Genomic DNA, 17,305 nt, shown 5'->3' on the forward strand with positions numbered 1-17,305 from the left:
TTTGTGACGGAAGGGACTTACGTGCAAGTCTCTGCCTAGTGGAGCCCAGTTCGGCTATGTAAAATCAACCAAAAAACAGCGCAACCTCATCGAGATTACGCTGCTTTACTATTCAAACAGGCTTAAAAGCCCATAAATATTCAAATTTTAAACTAACTTATAACACAACCGCCAGTAAGAATACACTGACAAGTCCCACCACCACAGAAAGTGCCATTGAACGCGTGAAGTACGCAATCAATCCAACAATAACTGAAGCAATAATTTCCGGTATATGGTGAATGATGTCAAATTGATAAGTCGGACTCACAAAAACGTCCTTCACGACCAGTGCTGTAAACAGTGAGACTGGTATGAACTTCATCCATTCGTTGAACCATTCCGGAATCTTACGTTGCGTAAAAATCTTGATTGGAATGTAACGTGGTGCAAAGGCCACGAAGAACCCTAAGATAACTAATAAGAGATGTTGCGCTGTATTCCAGTGATTTACTGCTGCCATATCTGTCCCCTACTTAACTAATTCTCGTCCGACTCTTCTTCGACTGCTGCTTCTTTACTGGCTGGGCTCCTAACTTTATATAGGAAATGACTGCCGGGCTTCTTGTTGCGTAAATAATGCTCCAAGGCAAATCCAATAAATGATGAAATCAACGTCGAAATAACTAATCCTAACGTACTCTTTGTCAGTACAAGGAAGAACACTGCCAATACCGCTGCGATCAGACCGATGAAAATCGTCAGCCGATTCTTAACCTGCATGATGATCATGTAGAGGAACAACGCTGTAAGCGCAAAATGAACCACCGTTAAATCAATCTTTAAGGCACTTCCAACTAAACTACCGATGATGTTACTGATGGTCCAAAACAGTAAGGAATAGTGTTCAACCATTAACGCTTCGCGAGGTGTCCACTTTTTATCAGTGGCAAATTTTAAATAGTTCACCGCGTAGTTTTCATCGTTCATCGAAACCGCGAAAATAAATTTAAATCGTTCTGACGTTCCCACCAGATATTTGGACAGACTTGAGCCAAGCAACGCATAACGCAGTTCCAGGAAGAACAGCATTAAGACGATGGACAGCAGTGGTGCGTTAATCGTCAGCATGGACGCAATCATAAATTGCGCACCGCCTGAAAAAATAAAAATTGACACAAGCCCGGTTAAAATCGTATTAAAACCGGCAGCGTGCAATAGCACGCCACAAGCTAATCCGATTGGAATATAACTTAAGTTCAATGGCATAGCAACATTGAGTGTTGAACGCCATTTGGGCTCATTAGGGTTTGGCACTTGTTTTGTCAAGGATGATGCCTCCATAAAAGGTAGAGTGGCGAAGCAGAAGATTAGGGAGCAGCATCTAAAGGTTAGCTTCCTGTCTGCTGGAGCACGTTTGACACAAGAGAATGACTCATGGTAAATCGCTCTTATCAAAGTTGTGCATCCGCTCCATAAATCGACAATTACACAATACAAGCACATTTTACCATGTTTCATTCCGTTTTCCTACGGTGTTTTCACAAGTTAGCTGGACAAAAAAACAATAAATCCGACTTACATTTTTCTGTCGTTGGTTCAATAAACGAACAATAAAAACTCTTATCCTTGATAAAGTTCGCTAATACTTTTTATAAGCAATTGAAAGTTAGAACAATGCTAAAAAATCACGCCAAGTACGAACTACCCAATTTGCCCGTTTTATATCATTAAGTGTTTTAATCGGTAAAGATAAAGTGCCAGACTGACCAATTTGTGAAATCGATTGTCCACCTAACGTGATTTTCACTTTGCCAAAAGTCGTATTAGTGGCTAACGGTGCCTTCAGTCCATCCTTCTCACGATAATTTGCAGCAAGCGCAGCTCTGTATTTAAGTTGCTTTCGTGACTGATCCTTACCAATCCAAACGGTAGCCGGCTTAGCTACCGTTGCTTCAGCCGTCAAACTTTTTCCCATCGGGACTTTAACATTGCCTATTTGAAACGTCTGGGCATTTAAGGTGACCGGCTGATAACTGGCGTACACCCAGTTCATCAATTTGCGGGTCTGAATAAAGCGTGATGGATCGCCAGATTTCTTATTCTGAGCGTGCATCACAACGGTAATAATTCGGTGACCTTCACGATTTACAGTCCCGACAAAGTTACCGCCAGCAGCCGTTGACGTCCCCGTTTTCAAGCCATCAACGGGTAAGTCAGCTTGATACTGGCTCTGCCCCTTTAACATCAGATTCCAGGTGTGCATCTGTGTCTGACTACTGCCACCCTTATCAAACCACGCCGTACTCAAGCGGGTGGTCTGAAGAACCTCAGGATAAGTTTTTAAAATGATCTGTGATAATCGGGCAACATCCTCAGCAGACATGGTGTTTTCATCTTTTTTTGAAACTGAAGCATAACCTAGTTTACCAGCTTGACCATTAGTGATGCCAGAAGCCGTCACAAGGTGTGCACTGTTTAAATGAAGCTGTTTGGCAGTTGATCGCATCCGGTTCACAAACTGGTGAGGGCTGCCTGAAACGGCGTTACCTAATGCCGAAACGGCCGCGTTCGCTGAAGCAATCAGGCTGGCTTGATACAGCTCACGCACAGTGTACTTCCGGTTTGCACTCAACGGTACGTTAGTCAGGTCGGGATTACGACTCATTTTAGCAATTTCCGGACTAACAGCCACTTGCTGATCCCAGTGCAATTTGCCAGCTTTAATTTCATTGAGAACAATATACGTCGACAATAATTTGGTCATGGACGCAATTGGTAATTTTTGCTGATCATTTTGCTGATACAAAACTTGGCCAGTTTGGGCATCAACCGCGATGGCCGACTTGACTTGTAGATGAGGGCTAGCTGCCTTTGCAGTTAAGCCACCAAACAATAATGTTGCGATGAAAATGCATAAAAATAGCCCGATATGCAGGCTATTTCTCGGAGATTTAACGGTCATGACTGCCTCCACAAAATTATTTTTCGCGAACGTCTTTTAATTGCGTTCCGTTTTTAACTGGTAAATGAATGATAAACCGAGTCAGTTCGTCACTTGAAGTCACGTAAATATAACCACCGTGCCGGTTAACAATACTTTGCGCAATGGCTAGTCCTAATCCAGTACCACCCGTAGCTTTGGAACGAGAGCCTTCTACCCGATAGAACCGTTCAAAGACTTGAGCTAATGCAGCTTCGGGAATCTTGGTGCCATCGTTTTCAACGCTAACAACGACTTCTTCATCATTCGGTTGTTCAGCCCGTAAATTAATGTGCTTACCACCCTCACCATACTTCAAAGCGTTGGTGATCAAGTTGTTAAACACTCGGCCCAGCTTTTCACCATCCGCTTCGATATGCACTGGTTTATCAGGCACCTCAATATTAATCGCCATACCCTTTTCGTCAGCTTCCAGCTCAAAGCTAGCTTCTAACTGCTCCAGCATTTGACCAATATCTAGCTTCGCGATTGACAGCGGTGTATCCGTTTGTCGCATCTTCGTGTAGACGAACAGATCATCCACCAAAGACTTCATCTGCTTAGCTTTATTAAACGCGGTATTGGTGTATTTGAGTAGCTCTTCTTCTGAGTGATACTGTCGATCTTCCACTAATCCTAAGTACCCAATAATTGAGGTCAATGGTGTCCGCAAATCGTGGCTGACATTCGTGATCAGCTCGTCCTTAGACTTTTCGATGCGGCGCTCTTCAGTCATCGAGGCAATGACAGAATCAACCAGCGCGTTGACTGAAGTGACCACCCGCTGCGTTTCACCCTTAATCGTAAAGGGAATCCGATGGTCAAAATGACCGTTAGCAATATAGTGCAATTCGTCAATAATGTGGCGTAACTGCATCTGCCGATAACGCCGAATCAAACGCCAGTAAACTACCCCAGCGTCAAAAATCAGCATCAGCGCAATAAAAATATTCTCCCAGCTCCAAAGTTGATAGTGACCTGGTCCAATAATCATCGAGCGCTTAATGATAAAAATCCCGTCTTGCAGCCCTGGGTTCGTCTGAATCATTTCATTTAACAGGACGATCACCGAGAGATTAAGTAACAGCAAAAGCACGACGGTCACGATACCTTCCATGATCAGCGCGCTTTTTTCCCTTGCTGTGAGTTTCATTCCTTTACTATCTGTATTCATATTTCCCCTAGTGTGTTTCAATCTTATATCCGACACCCCAAACCGTTTGAATAACCTTCTCGCCACCAGTAGCTTCTTCGATCTTATCGCGTAAATGTGAAACGTGAACCATTACCGTTTTAGCTGAAACGATTGACTCCTGTCGCCAAACGCGTTCGAAAATTTCATCGGCTGAAAAGACCCGGTTAGGATGGCTGGCCAGTAAGTACAAAATACCAAATTCCAGGGCAGTCAGATTAACTAGCTTACCCGAGATGGTCTTCACTTCATGGGAATCCTTATTAATGGTCAGAGAACCGATATCTAACACATCTGGTTTCTCCTCAGTAACGTGATCGGAGGCCCGACGCAACAATGACTTGACCCGTGCCATCACTTCAAGTGGGTTAAATGGCTTGGTGACATAATCGTCACCACCACTGACCAGGCCCTGTATCTTGTCCATGTCATCGGTTTTAGCAGACAGGATCAAGATTGGCAGTTCAGAATCTTTACGAACTTCTTTAATGACTTCGATTCCGCTCATTTCGGGCATCATAATGTCTAAGATCATCAGACCAATGTCCGGGGTAGTGTGAAGTTTCGTTAGGGCTTCCTTACCATTATAGGCAGTGATTGGATCGTAACCTTCGTTTTTAATATAAATGCCTAATAATTGCGCAATTTCTTTATCATCATCAACAACTAAAATTTTCATGTTTACACGTTCTCCTTATAAATGCAATTCGGTCAGTTAAAATGACTTATCCGTCACTTATTCATGTACGCGCTGGTAGGTTTTAACCATACCCTTTGCTTAGGTCTATCTTACCAAAAGATAGACCCGCAATCATTATTAATCCATTAACTTAAGGTTCTCATTAAATTTTACAGCAGATTTCGAGAATAAACAAAAGAAGCCCTGAGAGAAGTCTTGTTAACGGCCTCTCTCGGGCTTCTATCGTTTAAAATTAATTATTTGTAGTTAGGTGCAGCTTTAGTTAACTGAACATCATGTGGATGTGATTCAACTAAACCGGCGTTTGAGATACGAACAAACTGTGCGTCGTTGATAAGGTCTTGAACGGTTTCACAACCAGTATAACCCATCCCAGAACGTAGACCGCCGACCATTTGGAAAATGATGTCGTCGACGCTACCCTTGTATTCAACACGCGCTTCGATACCTTCTGGCACTAACTTGTTGGCTTCGTTAACGCCACCTTGGAAGTAACGATCAGCTGAACCGTGTTCCATGGCTGCTAAGGAACCCATACCACGATAAGTCTTGTACTTCTTACCGTTGTCTTCAAAAACTTCGCCAGGTGCTTCATCAGTTCCTGAAAGCATTGAGCCAAGCATTACGGCGTTACCACCGGCTGCTAAAGCTTTAACGATATCACCTGAGTACTTGATTCCGCCATCAGCAATGATTGGCTTGTGGAATTCCTGGGCAACTTCAGCGGCATCGTAAATGGCAGTTAGTTGGGGAACCCCAACACCAGCAACAACCCGAGTTGTGCAGATAGAACCAGGACCGATACCAACTTTCACAACGTCAACCCCGGCTTCAAATAACGCACGGGTGCCTGAACCAGTTGCAACGTTCCCAGCAATCAAAGTTGCGTCTGGGAATTGGTCACGAATCTGAGCAACCTTCCGCAACACACCAGCTGAATGACCGTGAGCAGTATCAATGATAATAGCATCTGCACCGGCAGCGAGTAAGCCTTCAGCACGTTCAAACGTATCTGAAGTTACCCCAACAGCTGCGGCAACTAACAGACGACCTTGATCATCAACCGCTGCGTTGGCGCGAATCTGATCACTGGCAACAGCCTTAACTTTAGCAACTTCAGCAGCCTGTGCTTCTTTGGGCATGTTCTTGTGAATCACACCCAGGCCACCGTTATTGGCCATGGCAATCGCCATTGGTGCTTCCGTTACAGTGTCCATGCTGGCACTGAGAAACGGTACGTTTAATTTCAAATTATCAGCTAACTGGACCTTCAAATCGACCTCGTTTGGCAACACATGACTTTCCGCAGGTATAAGTAATACGTCATCAAAAGTAATCCCTTGTTTTTGAAACTTTGAATCCCAATTAGTAGTCATTGAAATGAACGCTCCCTTATTAATTTTTTTGGTATTGTTTGGTAATATACCAGCGACTTTCAGAAAATGCAAGCATTCTCATAAACTTGTAAGATTTAAGTTCGAATTTTAATCAAATGAAGCCTAAAATACGAACTTTAAACTTAATTTTGAAATAATTTGGGAACGATTTAAATCGTTTGTCCGAATTTGTTCGCCACCAAGTGAATTTGGTGAATTCACAGACAAAATTAAAATCAGCCTAATGACCGATCCTAGTTGATTGATCATCAGACTGATTTTAATTTGTTTTAACGTCTTGTACGACTTTGTGGTGTGGCACCGAAAAATCCCTGTGTTAACTTGTACTGACGCTTGACTAAATACGAAGCCAAACCAGCTAGCACACCAAGCACGATCATTGGCCATGCACCCACTGTTGGATTGAGATAGCCTGGCAACAAGGCCATCATCGAGAATAACCCTAACCAAACGATCAGAAAGGCAACAGCGCCCACGATTCGAATCCAAAGTGCGTAACGGTGTTCGCGTTTTGAGTCGAACACTCTTGGAATCAATGGTAGTGCTAATCCAGCAATTACGGATGACAACAGAATTGATAAGATACCTACTGGTTGATTAGCCTTCTGCGATGCGGGTGTGATCAAGAACATCACCCCAAACATGAAACTGAAAATGGTAAAGAAGTTCAGTCCATTATACATCGCACTTGGCCAGTATGGATCTGGGGCACCAGCCGGACGTTTCGGGCCTTCAACGATTTCTTTGATGCGAGCATTAATATCACTGCCGTACATGTTCCGCGCAGTCTTACCCGTTTTTTGACCAGCCAACAGTTCTTCAGTGGTGGTTTTAACGATTTCAGCCTTTCTTTCAGTGCTCAGCTTGGTTGCTTGCAGCGCCTGATTGAAACGAAACATATAGTCGGCATTACGCTTAGTCAAACCAATGTTATCAAAAACTTCGTGCTCGTTTTTAACCGTACTATTTCGATCCTGGTGAACAGCAGCGTTACGTTTACGTTGCTGCGCGCCAGCATTACGTTGATCATTCTCGTTCTCGCTCATGTTGGGTCTCCTTTTGTTTGTTTTTTTATGGGTAGTGGCTTTTTAGGGGGAGTGTGGTTGAAACGTGCTTCAATGGGGCAGAAAGCTGCGTGCCCTCCACATAGCCGAAACGTGTTCCAGCAGGCAAGGAGCTATGTGTAAGCCAATGTCGGCATAAATCCAAGTTCGGGATTTTTGCCAACACTAGCTTACACGCCGCTCCTTAAACGCCTGCTTCCACACTCTTACACGTTGAACCTAAACTCCACAATATCCCCATCCTGCATCACATAATCCTTACCTTCAACTCTTAACTTCCCGGCATCTTTTACCGCTGTTTCTGATTCGAGCTTATCCAAATCATCAAAAGCCATGACTTCCGCCCGGATGAAGCCCCGCTCAAAGTCCGAGTGAATAATCCCAGCTGCTTGCGGTGCCTTGGTACCCTTTCTGAAGGTCCACGCTCTAGTTTCCTTACCACCTGCAGTGAAGAAGGTTTCTAGGCCTAATAACTTGTATGACGCACGAATCAGACGGTTTAAACCTGGTTCAGTAACACCTTCAGCTTCTAGGAAGTCCGCCTTTTCGTCATCGTCTAATTCGGCAATTTCTTCTTCGGCTTCAGCAGCGACAGCAATGGCTTGTGCGCCTTCCTTAGCTGCGTAGGCTTCAATATCCTTGAAGTACTTCGAGTTTTCTGGGTCAGCCATGTCATCTTCAGCAATGTTAGCCACGTAGAGTACAGGCTTGCTAGTCAGCAAGAATAGCCCCTTTACGATTGGCGCTTCATCTTCATTAAAGTCCATCGTCCGAACGCCCTTGCCAGCTTCAAGCACTGGCTTGATCCGTTCCAGAACAGCCAATTCAGCCTTAGCTGCTTTGTCGTTACCCTTAGCAGCGCGTTGAACCTTAGCCAAGCGCTTATCAACAGCTTCAAGGTCTGACAGTCCTAATTCCAGGTTAATCGTTTCAATATCATCGATTGGATCGATTTTACCAGAAACGTGGGTAATGTTGTCGTCATCAAAAGCCCGCACAACATGCACGATAGCGTCCACCTGACGGATGTTTTCCAAGAATTTGTTTCCTAAACCTTCACCCTTGCTGGCACCCTTAACGATACCGGCAATATCGGTAAATTCAAAGGTTGTGGGAACGACTTTTTTGGCTGGAATCAATTCTTGAATCCGGTCTAACCGTGAATCCGGTACCTCAACCATCCCGACGTTAGGGTCGATGGTGGCAAATGGATAGTTGGCCATTTCGGCCCCTGCTTTAGTAATCGCGTTAAATAAGGTTGACTTACCAACATTTGGTAAGCCGACAATTCCTGCTGTTAATGACATAGTAAAGTCTCACTCTTCCTTTTTAGTCAGTTTGTGCTTTCTTTTCTAAAACCTTTTTCAGCTTTTTTTCAAACTCGCGACGACTTAACATCACGATGTGGCCACATCCGGTACACTTGATTTTAATATCAGCGCCCATCCGGATGATCTCCCAGCGGTTCACACCACATGGATGCGGCTTTTTCATTTCAACTAAATCACCTAAATCGTACATCAAATTCCTCCTAGTCTAAATGAACGTCGAGAATATCCAGAATTCGGCTTAAGTCATCATCTGACATATACTCGATTTCAATCTTACCTTGACCGTCTTCTTTAGACTCACTGATGGTGACCTGAGTCCCAAACTTTTCTTGAAGGACGTTTTCACCTGCTCGCAAGTAAGGTGATTTTTGCTTGATCCGCTTCTTTGGCTTTGCCGCAGCTTGGCCATTCATCTTGTTAACGACGCTCTCCAAAGCACGCACGGTCATCTTCCCATCCGCTGCCCGGTTAGCTAAACTCACCATCTGCGACCGGTCTTTCAATGACAGTAACGTTCTTGCCTGTCCCATGGAAAGCCGCTTCTTTTGCAGTAACTCCTTGACCTGCTTTGGCAGACCCAGTAACCGCAAATAGTTGGCAATATATGGCCGACTCTTACCTAACCGTGAAGAAACTTGTGCCTGGGTCAGGTTCAAGTTGCTCATGAGCATTTCGTAAGCTTCAGCCTCTTCCAACGGTGTGAGATCTTCACGCTGCAGGTTTTCCATAACAGCGATCTCCATCATCTGAGGTTCGGTGACTTCACGAACGATTGCTGGAATCGTCTCGTTTTTGATTAATCGAGAGGCCCGAACGCGTCGTTCACCAGCAAGAATCTCGTAGCGAGCAACTTCCGGGTCTGCTTGACGAACAATAATGGGTTGAAAGACACCCGATTTTTGAATCGATTTAGCGAGATCCTTTAGCGCTGCTTGGTCAAACTTTTGACGTGGCTGATACGGGTTCGGACGAATCTGGTCGAGTTTGATATCGATTACTGTTTCTACTTCTGGGTCAACGCTATTATCCGCAAATAATGCTTCAATGCCGCGTCCAAGTCCCTTATTATTTTTGTTTGCCATGAGCAGCTGCCACTTCCTTTGCGAGTTGCGAATAAACTTTTGCACCAGTTGACTTGGGGTCATAATCCATAATTGGCAAGCCGTGGCTCGGAGCCTCAGATAACCGAACATTTCGTGGAATAATGGTCTCGTAAACGTTGTCCTTAAAGTACTTCTTCACTTCTTCATTAACTTGGTGTCCCAGATTAGTACGCGCATCGTACATCGTCAGCAAAACACCTTCAATTTTCAGATTTGGATTGAAATGTTTTCGCACCAACTGAATCGTATTCAGTAATTGGCTGAGTCCTTCCAATGCATAGTACTCACTTTGAACAGGAATCAAAATCGAATTGCTGGCGGTAAAGGCATTAATCGTCAGTAATCCCAATGAAGGCGGGCAATCCACCAAAATAAAATCATATTGGTCTTGAATTGTCTTAATCGCATCCAATAAACGAGTCTCACGAGCAATTTGAGCAGTTAGCTCAATCTCGGCACCTGATAACTGAATAGTGGCCGGCACGATGTCTAAATCTTTATGACTCGTATGTAAAATCACATCAGCAATCGGTTCTTCATTGACTAAAACATCGTAAATATCCTTTGAAATGGAGGACTTGGCAATGCCAACCCCACTGGTTGCGTTTCCCTGTGCATCGATATCAACTAACAATACCCGGTTGCCAAGGTTGGCCAGTCCTGCGCCTAAGTTCACTGAGGTCGTTGTTTTACCGACCCCGCCTTTTTGATTTGCAAGCGCAATTATATCTGCCATCGTTTTCGTCACTCCTTTATGATTTTTTCATGATGTCGATAGTGATTCGGTAACTATCGGCGTTGTCTTCTTCCGTGGTTTTAACTTTTAACCCAGCATTGCTAACCATTTTCAAGGACTTCTTAATGGTATTCACGGCCACGCGGGTATCAGCTGAAACGGACTTAATTTTCGGTGTCGGCTTAGCCTTAGCACGGTGACGCTGAATGAGTCGCTCCGCATCACGAACCGTCAAATGATCAGCAATGATTCGTTTTAGCAGTTCTGCTTGCTGCTTCGGTGTCACCGCCAGCAGTGCTCGTCCATGACGTTCACTGATTTCCTCGTTCATGATCGCTTCTTGAACGGGTTCACTAAGCTTCAGCAGTCGCAGCTTGTTGGCAATAAATGACTGGCTTTTACCGACTTCAGTAGCTAGTTGGCTTTGCGTCAGCTTATTAAGCTTCATCAAAGCCTGATAAGCCTGAGCCTCCTCGATGGGTGTCAAGCCTTCCCGCTGCAAGTTTTCAATCAGAGCCATTGACGCTGTTTCATCATCAGATAAGGATTGAATAATTGAAGGTACCTCACGCCAATTCAATGATTTCACTGCACGGTAGCGCCGTTCCCCAGCAATAATTTCGTACTGATGCGGTTCGTACTCCCGTAAGACGATTGGTTGCAGTAAGCCATGATCTGAAATGGTTTGTGCCAGTTCATCAATACCACGCTTATTGAACACATGACGCGGTTGAAACCGGTTCGGTATAATCGCATCAACTGGTACCATGACGACTTTCTGTTTGATACTTTCATTATTTTGCTGGTTAGATTTATCATGACCAAATAACGAAAACGCCATCCTAATCGTCCCCCTTTCTAGCTAATCACCCAGCGGCTCTTTGTTAGGCGTTCCAGCCTTACGTGGGTACCGCTTTGGCGTTTGTTTAACCTTGTCAATCACCACAATGTGGCGTTCATCCCCTGATTCAGGCAAGGTAAATGATTGGTCTAAGTTTAATTTGCCACCTAATTTTGCAATGGCCGACTGTGAATGCGCCAATTCGTTTTCAGTTTGCTGAGCCTTCAAAGCAATAAATTGACCGTGTAATTTAACTAATGGTAAACAAAGTTCGCTCAAGACACTCATACGAGCCACTGCTCGCGCAGTCACCACATCGTAAGCTTCCCGGTGTTCTGAACGTTTACCGCCAAATTCCTCGGCCCGCGCGTGATACACGTTGACACCCGTTAAGCCAAAATCAGCAATCAAATCCTTTAAGAAATTAATGCGCTTATTTAGGGAATCTACGATGGTGACTTGCAGTTGCGGGAACAGAATCTTCATCGGCAATGATGGAAATCCTGCACCAGCGCCGACATCGCAAAGTGTCAGTTCTTCAGTGCGTAACTCTGGCACATAAAAGGCGGGCGTCACTGAATCGTAAAAATGCTTCAGGTAAACGTCGCCTCTTTCGGTGATGGTTGTTAAATTAAGATGTTGATTCGTATCGACCAAGATTTTAAAATACTGGTCGAACTGTTGCATTTGCTGCTCAGAAACTGTAATCCCCTGTTTTTTTAAAGCAGCAATAAATTGACTGTTATTCATTGAGATCTCCTAAGACATTCTGTGAAACACTTTGTTTCACGCTCTAGTATACTTTACATTAATTATGGTATGTACGCAAGCTCTTGACCGTGGTTATTGCTGGCTATTTTGAACTTTTTATCGGTGTTTTGGTGATCAGTTATGGTTCATCTCGTTCCGTGTTCAGAACAGCCTGTCACATAGACCTAGCAAGCACTTAATTTTATAACTATTTTACGATGAATTATAGCTCATTTCGTTCCGCGTTCAGGGTAACTCGTCGTGCAGGCGCTCCGGAGCTAGCACCTCGCTACGCTCGGGGCGGATCTCCTCCGTCGCCTGATGATGTAACCGAGCACGAAACGCTCGCTAACATCATCGACACCACGATTTACCCTGAACGCTCCACTACATTTACCACAGCATTAATCTGGCAACGAAGCAGCAATGTTGCTGACGCAAATGCACATTTTTAACGACGTGAAGTTTCACCCACAATATCAGCGGAACGGAAGGCGCTGGGGCTCAGCGGTGTCGGTGATACTTGGAAGCTGACAGCAACGAAGCTCTGGCTGCTTTCTAGTATCACGCGAGTCGGAGGAGATCCATTTGAGGCTAGAGTGTGAAACGAGGCGTTAAGAGAGCGGAGTATAAGGCGCTTAGACCATAAACCCCAAACTTGGGTTTATGGTTTAAGTGGCTTATATGCAACTCTCTGCCTCGTGGAGCACGTTTCAGCTATGTTGCATTAGCTCTTGGAGCGAGCCACCGCGTTCCAGCCCCAAAGCGCCTGAAGTGGAGCGGGAACCACATGTTACATAGCCGAATTAGGTTACACCAGGCAGAGAGCTGCATGTAAGTCACTTACACTCCGCTCTCAAGACACCTGGTTCCACACCTTATTTTCACACCCCCCAATTATACAAGACATTCCCCTTCATTGGAAACTATCACGAATGATTTCTGTCCAAAATAAATAAACCGCCCCAAGCCCCTTACAGCTTGTGACGGTTCATTTGTATAGTGGTATAAACAGCGTATAAACTAAATTAATTTACTTTGACATGTTAGTAACTTCTTCGATGAACCACTTGTTAAAGGCAGCTGCATCGATATCAACACAAACAGAAGCGTTGATCTTGCCATCGTGGTATGCACCACGGATGTCGCCAACCGTTTCGCCCATTGCTGGACCTTCCGTTTGAACATCAACCCACATCTCTTTAGTCGTGATTGCTTCTGGATGAAGCAGATAGAAGATCGTGTTCACATCGTGCATTGCGATACCGCTGTCTGAGTTGTCACCATCGTGAATGATGATGTCATGAAGCATCTTGCCAGTTTCGTTTAACGTTGGCAGTTTTTCGATACTTTCGTGAGTTAACAAGGCCTTCATGGTAATATCCAAACCAACCATCACGATTGGCACGCCGGCATCGTAAACAATACGAGCTGCGTGTGGATCTGTGAAGACGTTGAATTCAGCAGCACTGGTCATGTTACCCATGCCCAATGAGCCACCCATAGCAACGATTCGTTCAATGTTATCCTTCACTTCTGGATATTCAGAGAACAATAATGCGATGTTGGTGTACGAACCCGTTGGTACCAACGTGATCTTTTCATCACTGGCCATGATAGCGTCGCGGAGTGCTTCAACGGCGCTCTTGTTCATTGGCTTTGGCAGATCTTCTGGGAAATCGTATCCCGGCATTCCTGATTCACCATGAATCCGAGCAGCATCTTTGAATGGCTTGATCAACGGCTGCTTAGCACCGGCTGCCACTGGAATATCAGAGTTGAAGAAACGAACTAATTTCAGTGCGTTCTTCGTAGTCTTATCTACCGTCACGTTACCGGCAACAGTCGTGATCAGTTTCAGATCGATGTTGTCATCGTTAATCGCCATGGTAATTGCAGCTGCATCGTCGATACCAGGATCGGTATCCATGATAATCTTGATCGTCATAATAATTAGCCTCCATGCTAAAATTTTTCTTATAGTAAAGCACTTAAAACCAAATCAATGAGAAACAATCCGCCTAAAACATACATTGCTGGACTAACGTTTCGCCCATCGCCACTAGCCAATCGTAAAATTGGGTAGAAGACGAAACCGAAAGCCAGCCCCGTAGAAATACTGTTCGTCAGCGGAATCAGCACAATAATCAGAAACGCCGGAAACCAGGCGGCAAAATCATGCATGTCGATTGAGCCAATAGACTCCATCATGATGGCACCGGTAATGATGATCACCGGCGCAATGGCTGCCTGTGGGACGTACGTCAACAGTGGAACAAAGAACGTGGAAATAGCGAATAAGATACCGGCTGTAATGGCCATCACGCCAGTTCGACCACCGGATTCGATCCCCGAAGCACTCTCAGCAGCGGCCACGGTTGGGCTGGTGCCAAGAAAACCTGAGAATAACGCAGTAATAGAACTCGCCTGAAACGCCCGTTTGAACTTCCGGTTATCCGGCAAAATTCCCTGCAAGAGCCCCATGGATTCAAACACGAGGATCATGGTCATGGAGAAAGCGGCCAAGATAAACGGAATCGTGAACGCCTTGGAAAAGTCACCGTGCATCAGGATTTGGTGGTAATCAGCTAACCGTGATAAATGAACGCTGACACCCTGTTCATCACGAATACCTAAGACGACGCCAAGCACACTGGTGATCACGATGCCAATTAAGAAACCGGCTGGAACCTGCCGCAGGAATAGAATCACGCTCAGCAAAATACCAAAGATCGCCAGTAACGTTGCTGGTGCTGTCAAATTGCCCAGCACAACCAGTGAATTCTTTCCAGCAACGATCAATCCAGCCTTTTCCAAGCCAATTTCAACCAAAAACATCCCGATGCCGGCAGTAATACCGCTTTTCAATGAACCGGGAATGGCCTCAGCCAAGACTGAACTTAGTGGGGTAAAGGCCACTACCGCGTAAACGGCACTAGCGACGATTGAAATCGCTACGGCAACCTGCCACGACATACCCATGGTGGCGCAAATCGTGTAGGTAAAGAAGGCGTTGACCCCCATCCCAGGCGTTAAAATCACCGGGGCATTCGCGAAAAAGCCCATGATCAAACAGCCAATAACTGAACTGATGATGGTGGCAAAAACGCTGAGATCTGTGGGAATACCGGCATCTTTTAGAATCACTGGATTCACAATAATAATGTACGAAATGGCAAAGAAACCAGTCAGCCCTGCAATAATTTCTTGCTTCAGCAGCGTTTTATTCTGCCATACCTGTCGTAATGACATCCCGTTCTTTGCTTCAAATTGTTGCGTTTGTTTCATGTAAATAATCCCTATCCTTTCGTCGTTGAGACGGTTGTGATCGGGGTTGCATCGTTATTCCAAACGATGGGTTTCAGCTGACTTGCGCCAGTTTCGACACCCTAGGCCACAACAGCCCAGACCGAAAAGATTACTCGATCTGGGCTGTTCGTGGTTTTAAAACTTAATTAATTGACTTATGCGTAAGTGGTGATTACCAAACAAATAAGCCCACGATACCAGCAGATAAGAGTGAAACCAAGATACCTGACAATAACATGTAACCAACGTTCTTAGAAATCAAAGAGTTGGATTCTTTATCAGCCAAGCCCTTGAAGGCACCGATAATCATACCAGTCGTACTGAAGTTAGCAAATGAAGTCAAGAAGACCGTCAATTGTGCTTGATAATGGGCTCCGTACTTAGTGACATCATGAATCGTTGGGGCAATCTTACCCATAACAACGAATTCGTTAGTGACTAACTTCGTCCCCATGTATTGAGCGAACTGGAACGCATCGTTGACGTTCAGACCCATCAACCATGCAAATGGGAACATGATGATACCTAAGAGGTGTTCAAGTGACAGCCATGGGTTGATCAAGCCTAACAGCTTATCGATCAAACCAGCTAAGGCAACGAAAGCGATAACGTTAGCGGCGATGATCAAGATCAAACGACCGGCACCTAAGATTGAATCACCCAAGAATGAGAAGAATGGTTCTTTTTTACCATCTTCCATTTCGGCTTCTTCAGCAGCAGACGCACCACCAACTTTGGCAATGGTATCTTCTTCAGCTGAAACCGATACAGGGTTCAAAATGTTAGTAACAATGATAGCGTTCAAAATGTTCAATGGAATCGCAGTCAGAACGTAGTTACCAGGAACCATTTGGGTATAAGCACCCACAATGGAAGCAGTAATACATGACATCGACATCATAGCCAATGTGACGTTACGTTCTGCACGCATTGATTGGATTTGAAGACGTGAAACGGCCAATGCTTCAGTGTTACCAAGGAACATCATCTCAACTGAGAAGAATGATTCGAACTTTGGTTGACCAGTAATAGCTGATAAACCGCGGCCGATCCACTTGATGATCCAAGGCAGGAAACCAATGTAAGTTAAGATATCAAACATTGGCACAATCAGCAGGATAGGTAGCAGTGAACTGGTAATGAAGTTCATCGACTTTGCAGTCCCACCGAATTGTGGCGTTACCCAGTTAGGTAAGGCGAAAACGATACCTTGGTAAGCCACTTGAACTAACCAGTTGAATCCGTTGGCAGCAGCCTGAACGGCGTCACGGCCCCAAGAAAAACTAGTCAAGATCCAAGCGATAACCAGGTTAAGCATGAGGACGATAGCAGTTGACTTCCAGTTGATCGTCTTCTTACTCTTCGAGAACAGGAACGCGATCCCGAGATAAACAATGACCCCAATAATGTTGACGATTAAGTACATCGACATTAAACTAAACCTTCTTTCTTAATTTTGCTATACACCGGGTAGCCGAATTATTAAGAAAACAGCTTTGCTGACATCGTTACTCACTACTTAAATTCAGAATAATGGCACGTACTTCGTAACCAGCAACGAAAAAGTTCAGCGCTTTCATAAATCTTCAGACACGCAGGCACAGCTTCAGCAATAACCACCACTCACTTATTTGAAACAAACAAGTAAGCAAGACCCATTCTACCCTGTTTTGGGGTTTCCGTAAATACACCCTCGCTAAATCTGAACAGCAAATCTGCGTATGTTAAAACTCAATGAGTGAAACTAATCACAGAGTATCAACTAGTAGACGTTATTTGATATGTCAAAAATGGCAATAAAAAAAGAATCTACTACTCATGTAATGATTAGTAAATCCTTTTACAAGGGAAATGATCCCTCAAATGTTGCCCCTGCCAAGGAATTACATTATACCATTATGCTTGCTAGAATAGTATCGG

16 protein-coding genes are annotated in these 17,305 nt (G+C 44.6%); all 16 read right to left on the reverse strand.

The window, feature by feature from the left end:
• Window positions 1–157 precede the first annotated feature (157 nt).
• The 16 genes from AC6H04_RS11805 to AC6H04_RS11880 all read right to left on the reverse strand — a co-directional run bounded on the left by AC6H04_RS11805 (window position 158) and on the right by AC6H04_RS11880 (window position 16,811).
• A complete protein-coding gene (locus AC6H04_RS11805; protein WP_497571859.1) occupies window positions 158–502 on the reverse strand; it encodes an AzlD domain-containing protein in 345 nt (114 codons plus the stop codon).
• 17 nt (window positions 503–519) lie between these two features.
• Complete coding sequence (locus AC6H04_RS11810) at window positions 520–1,323, reverse strand: AzlC family ABC transporter permease (protein ID WP_497571860.1); 804 nt, start codon at window positions 1,321–1,323, stop codon at window positions 520–522.
• A 325-nt stretch (window positions 1,324–1,648) separates the two neighbouring features.
• Window positions 1,649–2,944, reverse strand: a complete 1,296-nt coding sequence (locus tag AC6H04_RS11815) for a D-alanyl-D-alanine carboxypeptidase family protein (RefSeq protein WP_497571861.1) — start codon at window positions 2,942–2,944, stop codon at window positions 1,649–1,651.
• 16 nt (window positions 2,945–2,960) lie between these two features.
• A complete protein-coding gene (locus tag AC6H04_RS11820; RefSeq protein WP_497571884.1) occupies window positions 2,961–4,115 on the reverse strand; it encodes a sensor histidine kinase in 1,155 nt (384 codons plus the stop codon).
• A gap of 28 nt (window positions 4,116–4,143) precedes the next feature.
• Window positions 4,144–4,833 carry a response regulator transcription factor CroR gene (croR, locus tag AC6H04_RS11825; protein WP_497571862.1) on the reverse strand — a complete coding sequence of 230 codons (690 nt, stop codon included), beginning with the start codon at window positions 4,831–4,833 and terminating at the stop codon, window positions 4,144–4,146.
• 257 nt (window positions 4,834–5,090) lie between these two features.
• A complete protein-coding gene (guaB, locus tag AC6H04_RS11830; protein WP_497571863.1) occupies window positions 5,091–6,230 on the reverse strand; it encodes an IMP dehydrogenase in 1,140 nt (379 codons plus the stop codon).
• A 290-nt stretch (window positions 6,231–6,520) separates the two neighbouring features.
• Window positions 6,521–7,297, reverse strand: coding sequence for a DUF1129 family protein (locus tag AC6H04_RS11835; protein ID WP_497571864.1), 777 nt, complete (start codon window positions 7,295–7,297; stop codon window positions 6,521–6,523).
• Between the two features lie 224 nt (window positions 7,298–7,521).
• Window positions 7,522–8,622 carry a redox-regulated ATPase YchF gene (gene ychF / locus AC6H04_RS11840; RefSeq protein ID WP_497571865.1) on the reverse strand — a complete coding sequence of 367 codons (1,101 nt, stop codon included), beginning with the start codon at window positions 8,620–8,622 and terminating at the stop codon, window positions 7,522–7,524.
• Window positions 8,623–8,644: 22 nt separating this feature from the next.
• Window positions 8,645–8,836 (reverse strand): DUF951 domain-containing protein, encoded by a 192-nt coding sequence (locus AC6H04_RS11845; RefSeq protein ID WP_497571866.1) that lies wholly within the window; start codon window positions 8,834–8,836, stop codon window positions 8,645–8,647.
• Between the two features lie 10 nt (window positions 8,837–8,846).
• Window positions 8,847–9,728 (reverse strand): ParB/RepB/Spo0J family partition protein, encoded by an 882-nt coding sequence (locus tag AC6H04_RS11850; protein WP_497571867.1) that lies wholly within the window; start codon window positions 9,726–9,728, stop codon window positions 8,847–8,849.
• The gene (locus AC6H04_RS11855; RefSeq protein ID WP_497571868.1) at window positions 9,712–10,485 is read right to left on the reverse strand and encodes a ParA family protein; all 774 of its coding nucleotides are present in this window, start codon (window positions 10,483–10,485) and stop codon (window positions 9,712–9,714) included. Before AC6H04_RS11855 ends, AC6H04_RS11850 begins: the two co-directional genes overlap by 17 nt.
• Before the next feature lie 16 nt (window positions 10,486–10,501).
• Window positions 10,502–11,326, reverse strand: coding sequence for a nucleoid occlusion protein (gene noc / locus AC6H04_RS11860; RefSeq protein ID WP_497571869.1), 825 nt, complete (start codon window positions 11,324–11,326; stop codon window positions 10,502–10,504).
• A 21-nt stretch (window positions 11,327–11,347) separates the two neighbouring features.
• On the reverse strand, window positions 11,348–12,076 hold the full coding sequence (rsmG, locus tag AC6H04_RS11865) for a 16S rRNA (guanine(527)-N(7))-methyltransferase RsmG (protein WP_497571870.1): 729 nt from the start codon (window positions 12,074–12,076) through the stop codon (window positions 11,348–11,350).
• 1,033 nt (window positions 12,077–13,109) lie between these two features.
• Window positions 13,110–14,024: a ribonucleoside hydrolase RihC gene (gene rihC, locus AC6H04_RS11870; protein WP_497571871.1), complete on the reverse strand. Its 915-nt coding sequence runs from the start codon at window positions 14,022–14,024 to the stop codon at window positions 13,110–13,112.
• Between the two features lie 29 nt (window positions 14,025–14,053).
• Window positions 14,054–15,364 carry an NCS2 family permease gene (locus AC6H04_RS11875; protein ID WP_497571872.1) on the reverse strand — a complete coding sequence of 437 codons (1,311 nt, stop codon included), beginning with the start codon at window positions 15,362–15,364 and terminating at the stop codon, window positions 14,054–14,056.
• A 193-nt stretch (window positions 15,365–15,557) separates the two neighbouring features.
• Complete coding sequence (locus AC6H04_RS11880) at window positions 15,558–16,811, reverse strand: NupC/NupG family nucleoside CNT transporter (RefSeq protein WP_497571885.1); 1,254 nt, start codon at window positions 16,809–16,811, stop codon at window positions 15,558–15,560.
• Between the last annotated feature and the right edge of the window lie 494 nt (window positions 16,812–17,305).

Source organism: Secundilactobacillus sp. MJ173 (assembly GCF_059704265.1).

Coding starts and splice junctions, on each gene's coding strand:
- AC6H04_RS11805 (WP_497571859.1), bottom strand. CDS start 502: ATGGCAGCAGTAAATCACTGGAATACAGCGCAACATCTCTTATTAGTT.
- AC6H04_RS11810 (WP_497571860.1), bottom strand. CDS start 1,323: ATGGAGGCATCATCCTTGACAAAACAAGTGCCAAACCCTAATGAGCCC.
- AC6H04_RS11815 (WP_497571861.1), bottom strand. CDS start 2,944: ATGACCGTTAAATCTCCGAGAAATAGCCTGCATATCGGGCTATTTTTA.
- AC6H04_RS11820 (WP_497571884.1), bottom strand. CDS start 4,115: ATGAAACTCACAGCAAGGGAAAAAAGCGCGCTGATCATGGAAGGTATC.
- croR (WP_497571862.1), bottom strand. CDS start 4,833: ATGAAAATTTTAGTTGTTGATGATGATAAAGAAATTGCGCAATTATTA.
- guaB (WP_497571863.1), bottom strand. CDS start 6,230: ATGACTACTAATTGGGATTCAAAGTTTCAAAAACAAGGGATTACTTTT.
- AC6H04_RS11835 (WP_497571864.1), bottom strand. CDS start 7,297: ATGAGCGAGAACGAGAATGATCAACGTAATGCTGGCGCGCAGCAACGT.
- ychF (WP_497571865.1), bottom strand. CDS start 8,622: ATGTCATTAACAGCAGGAATTGTCGGCTTACCAAATGTTGGTAAGTCA.
- AC6H04_RS11845 (WP_497571866.1), bottom strand. CDS start 8,836: ATGTACGATTTAGGTGATTTAGTTGAAATGAAAAAGCCGCATCCATGT.
- AC6H04_RS11850 (WP_497571867.1), bottom strand. CDS start 9,728: ATGGCAAACAAAAATAATAAGGGACTTGGACGCGGCATTGAAGCATTA.
- AC6H04_RS11855 (WP_497571868.1), bottom strand. CDS start 10,485: ATGGCAGATATAATTGCGCTTGCAAATCAAAAAGGCGGGGTCGGTAAA.
- noc (WP_497571869.1), bottom strand. CDS start 11,326: ATGGCGTTTTCGTTATTTGGTCATGATAAATCTAACCAGCAAAATAAT.
- rsmG (WP_497571870.1), bottom strand. CDS start 12,076: ATGAATAACAGTCAATTTATTGCTGCTTTAAAAAAACAGGGGATTACA.
- rihC (WP_497571871.1), bottom strand. CDS start 14,024: ATGACGATCAAGATTATCATGGATACCGATCCTGGTATCGACGATGCA.
- AC6H04_RS11875 (WP_497571872.1), bottom strand. CDS start 15,364: ATGAAACAAACGCAACAATTTGAAGCAAAGAACGGGATGTCATTACGA.
- AC6H04_RS11880 (WP_497571885.1), bottom strand. CDS start 16,811: ATGTACTTAATCGTCAACATTATTGGGGTCATTGTTTATCTCGGGATC.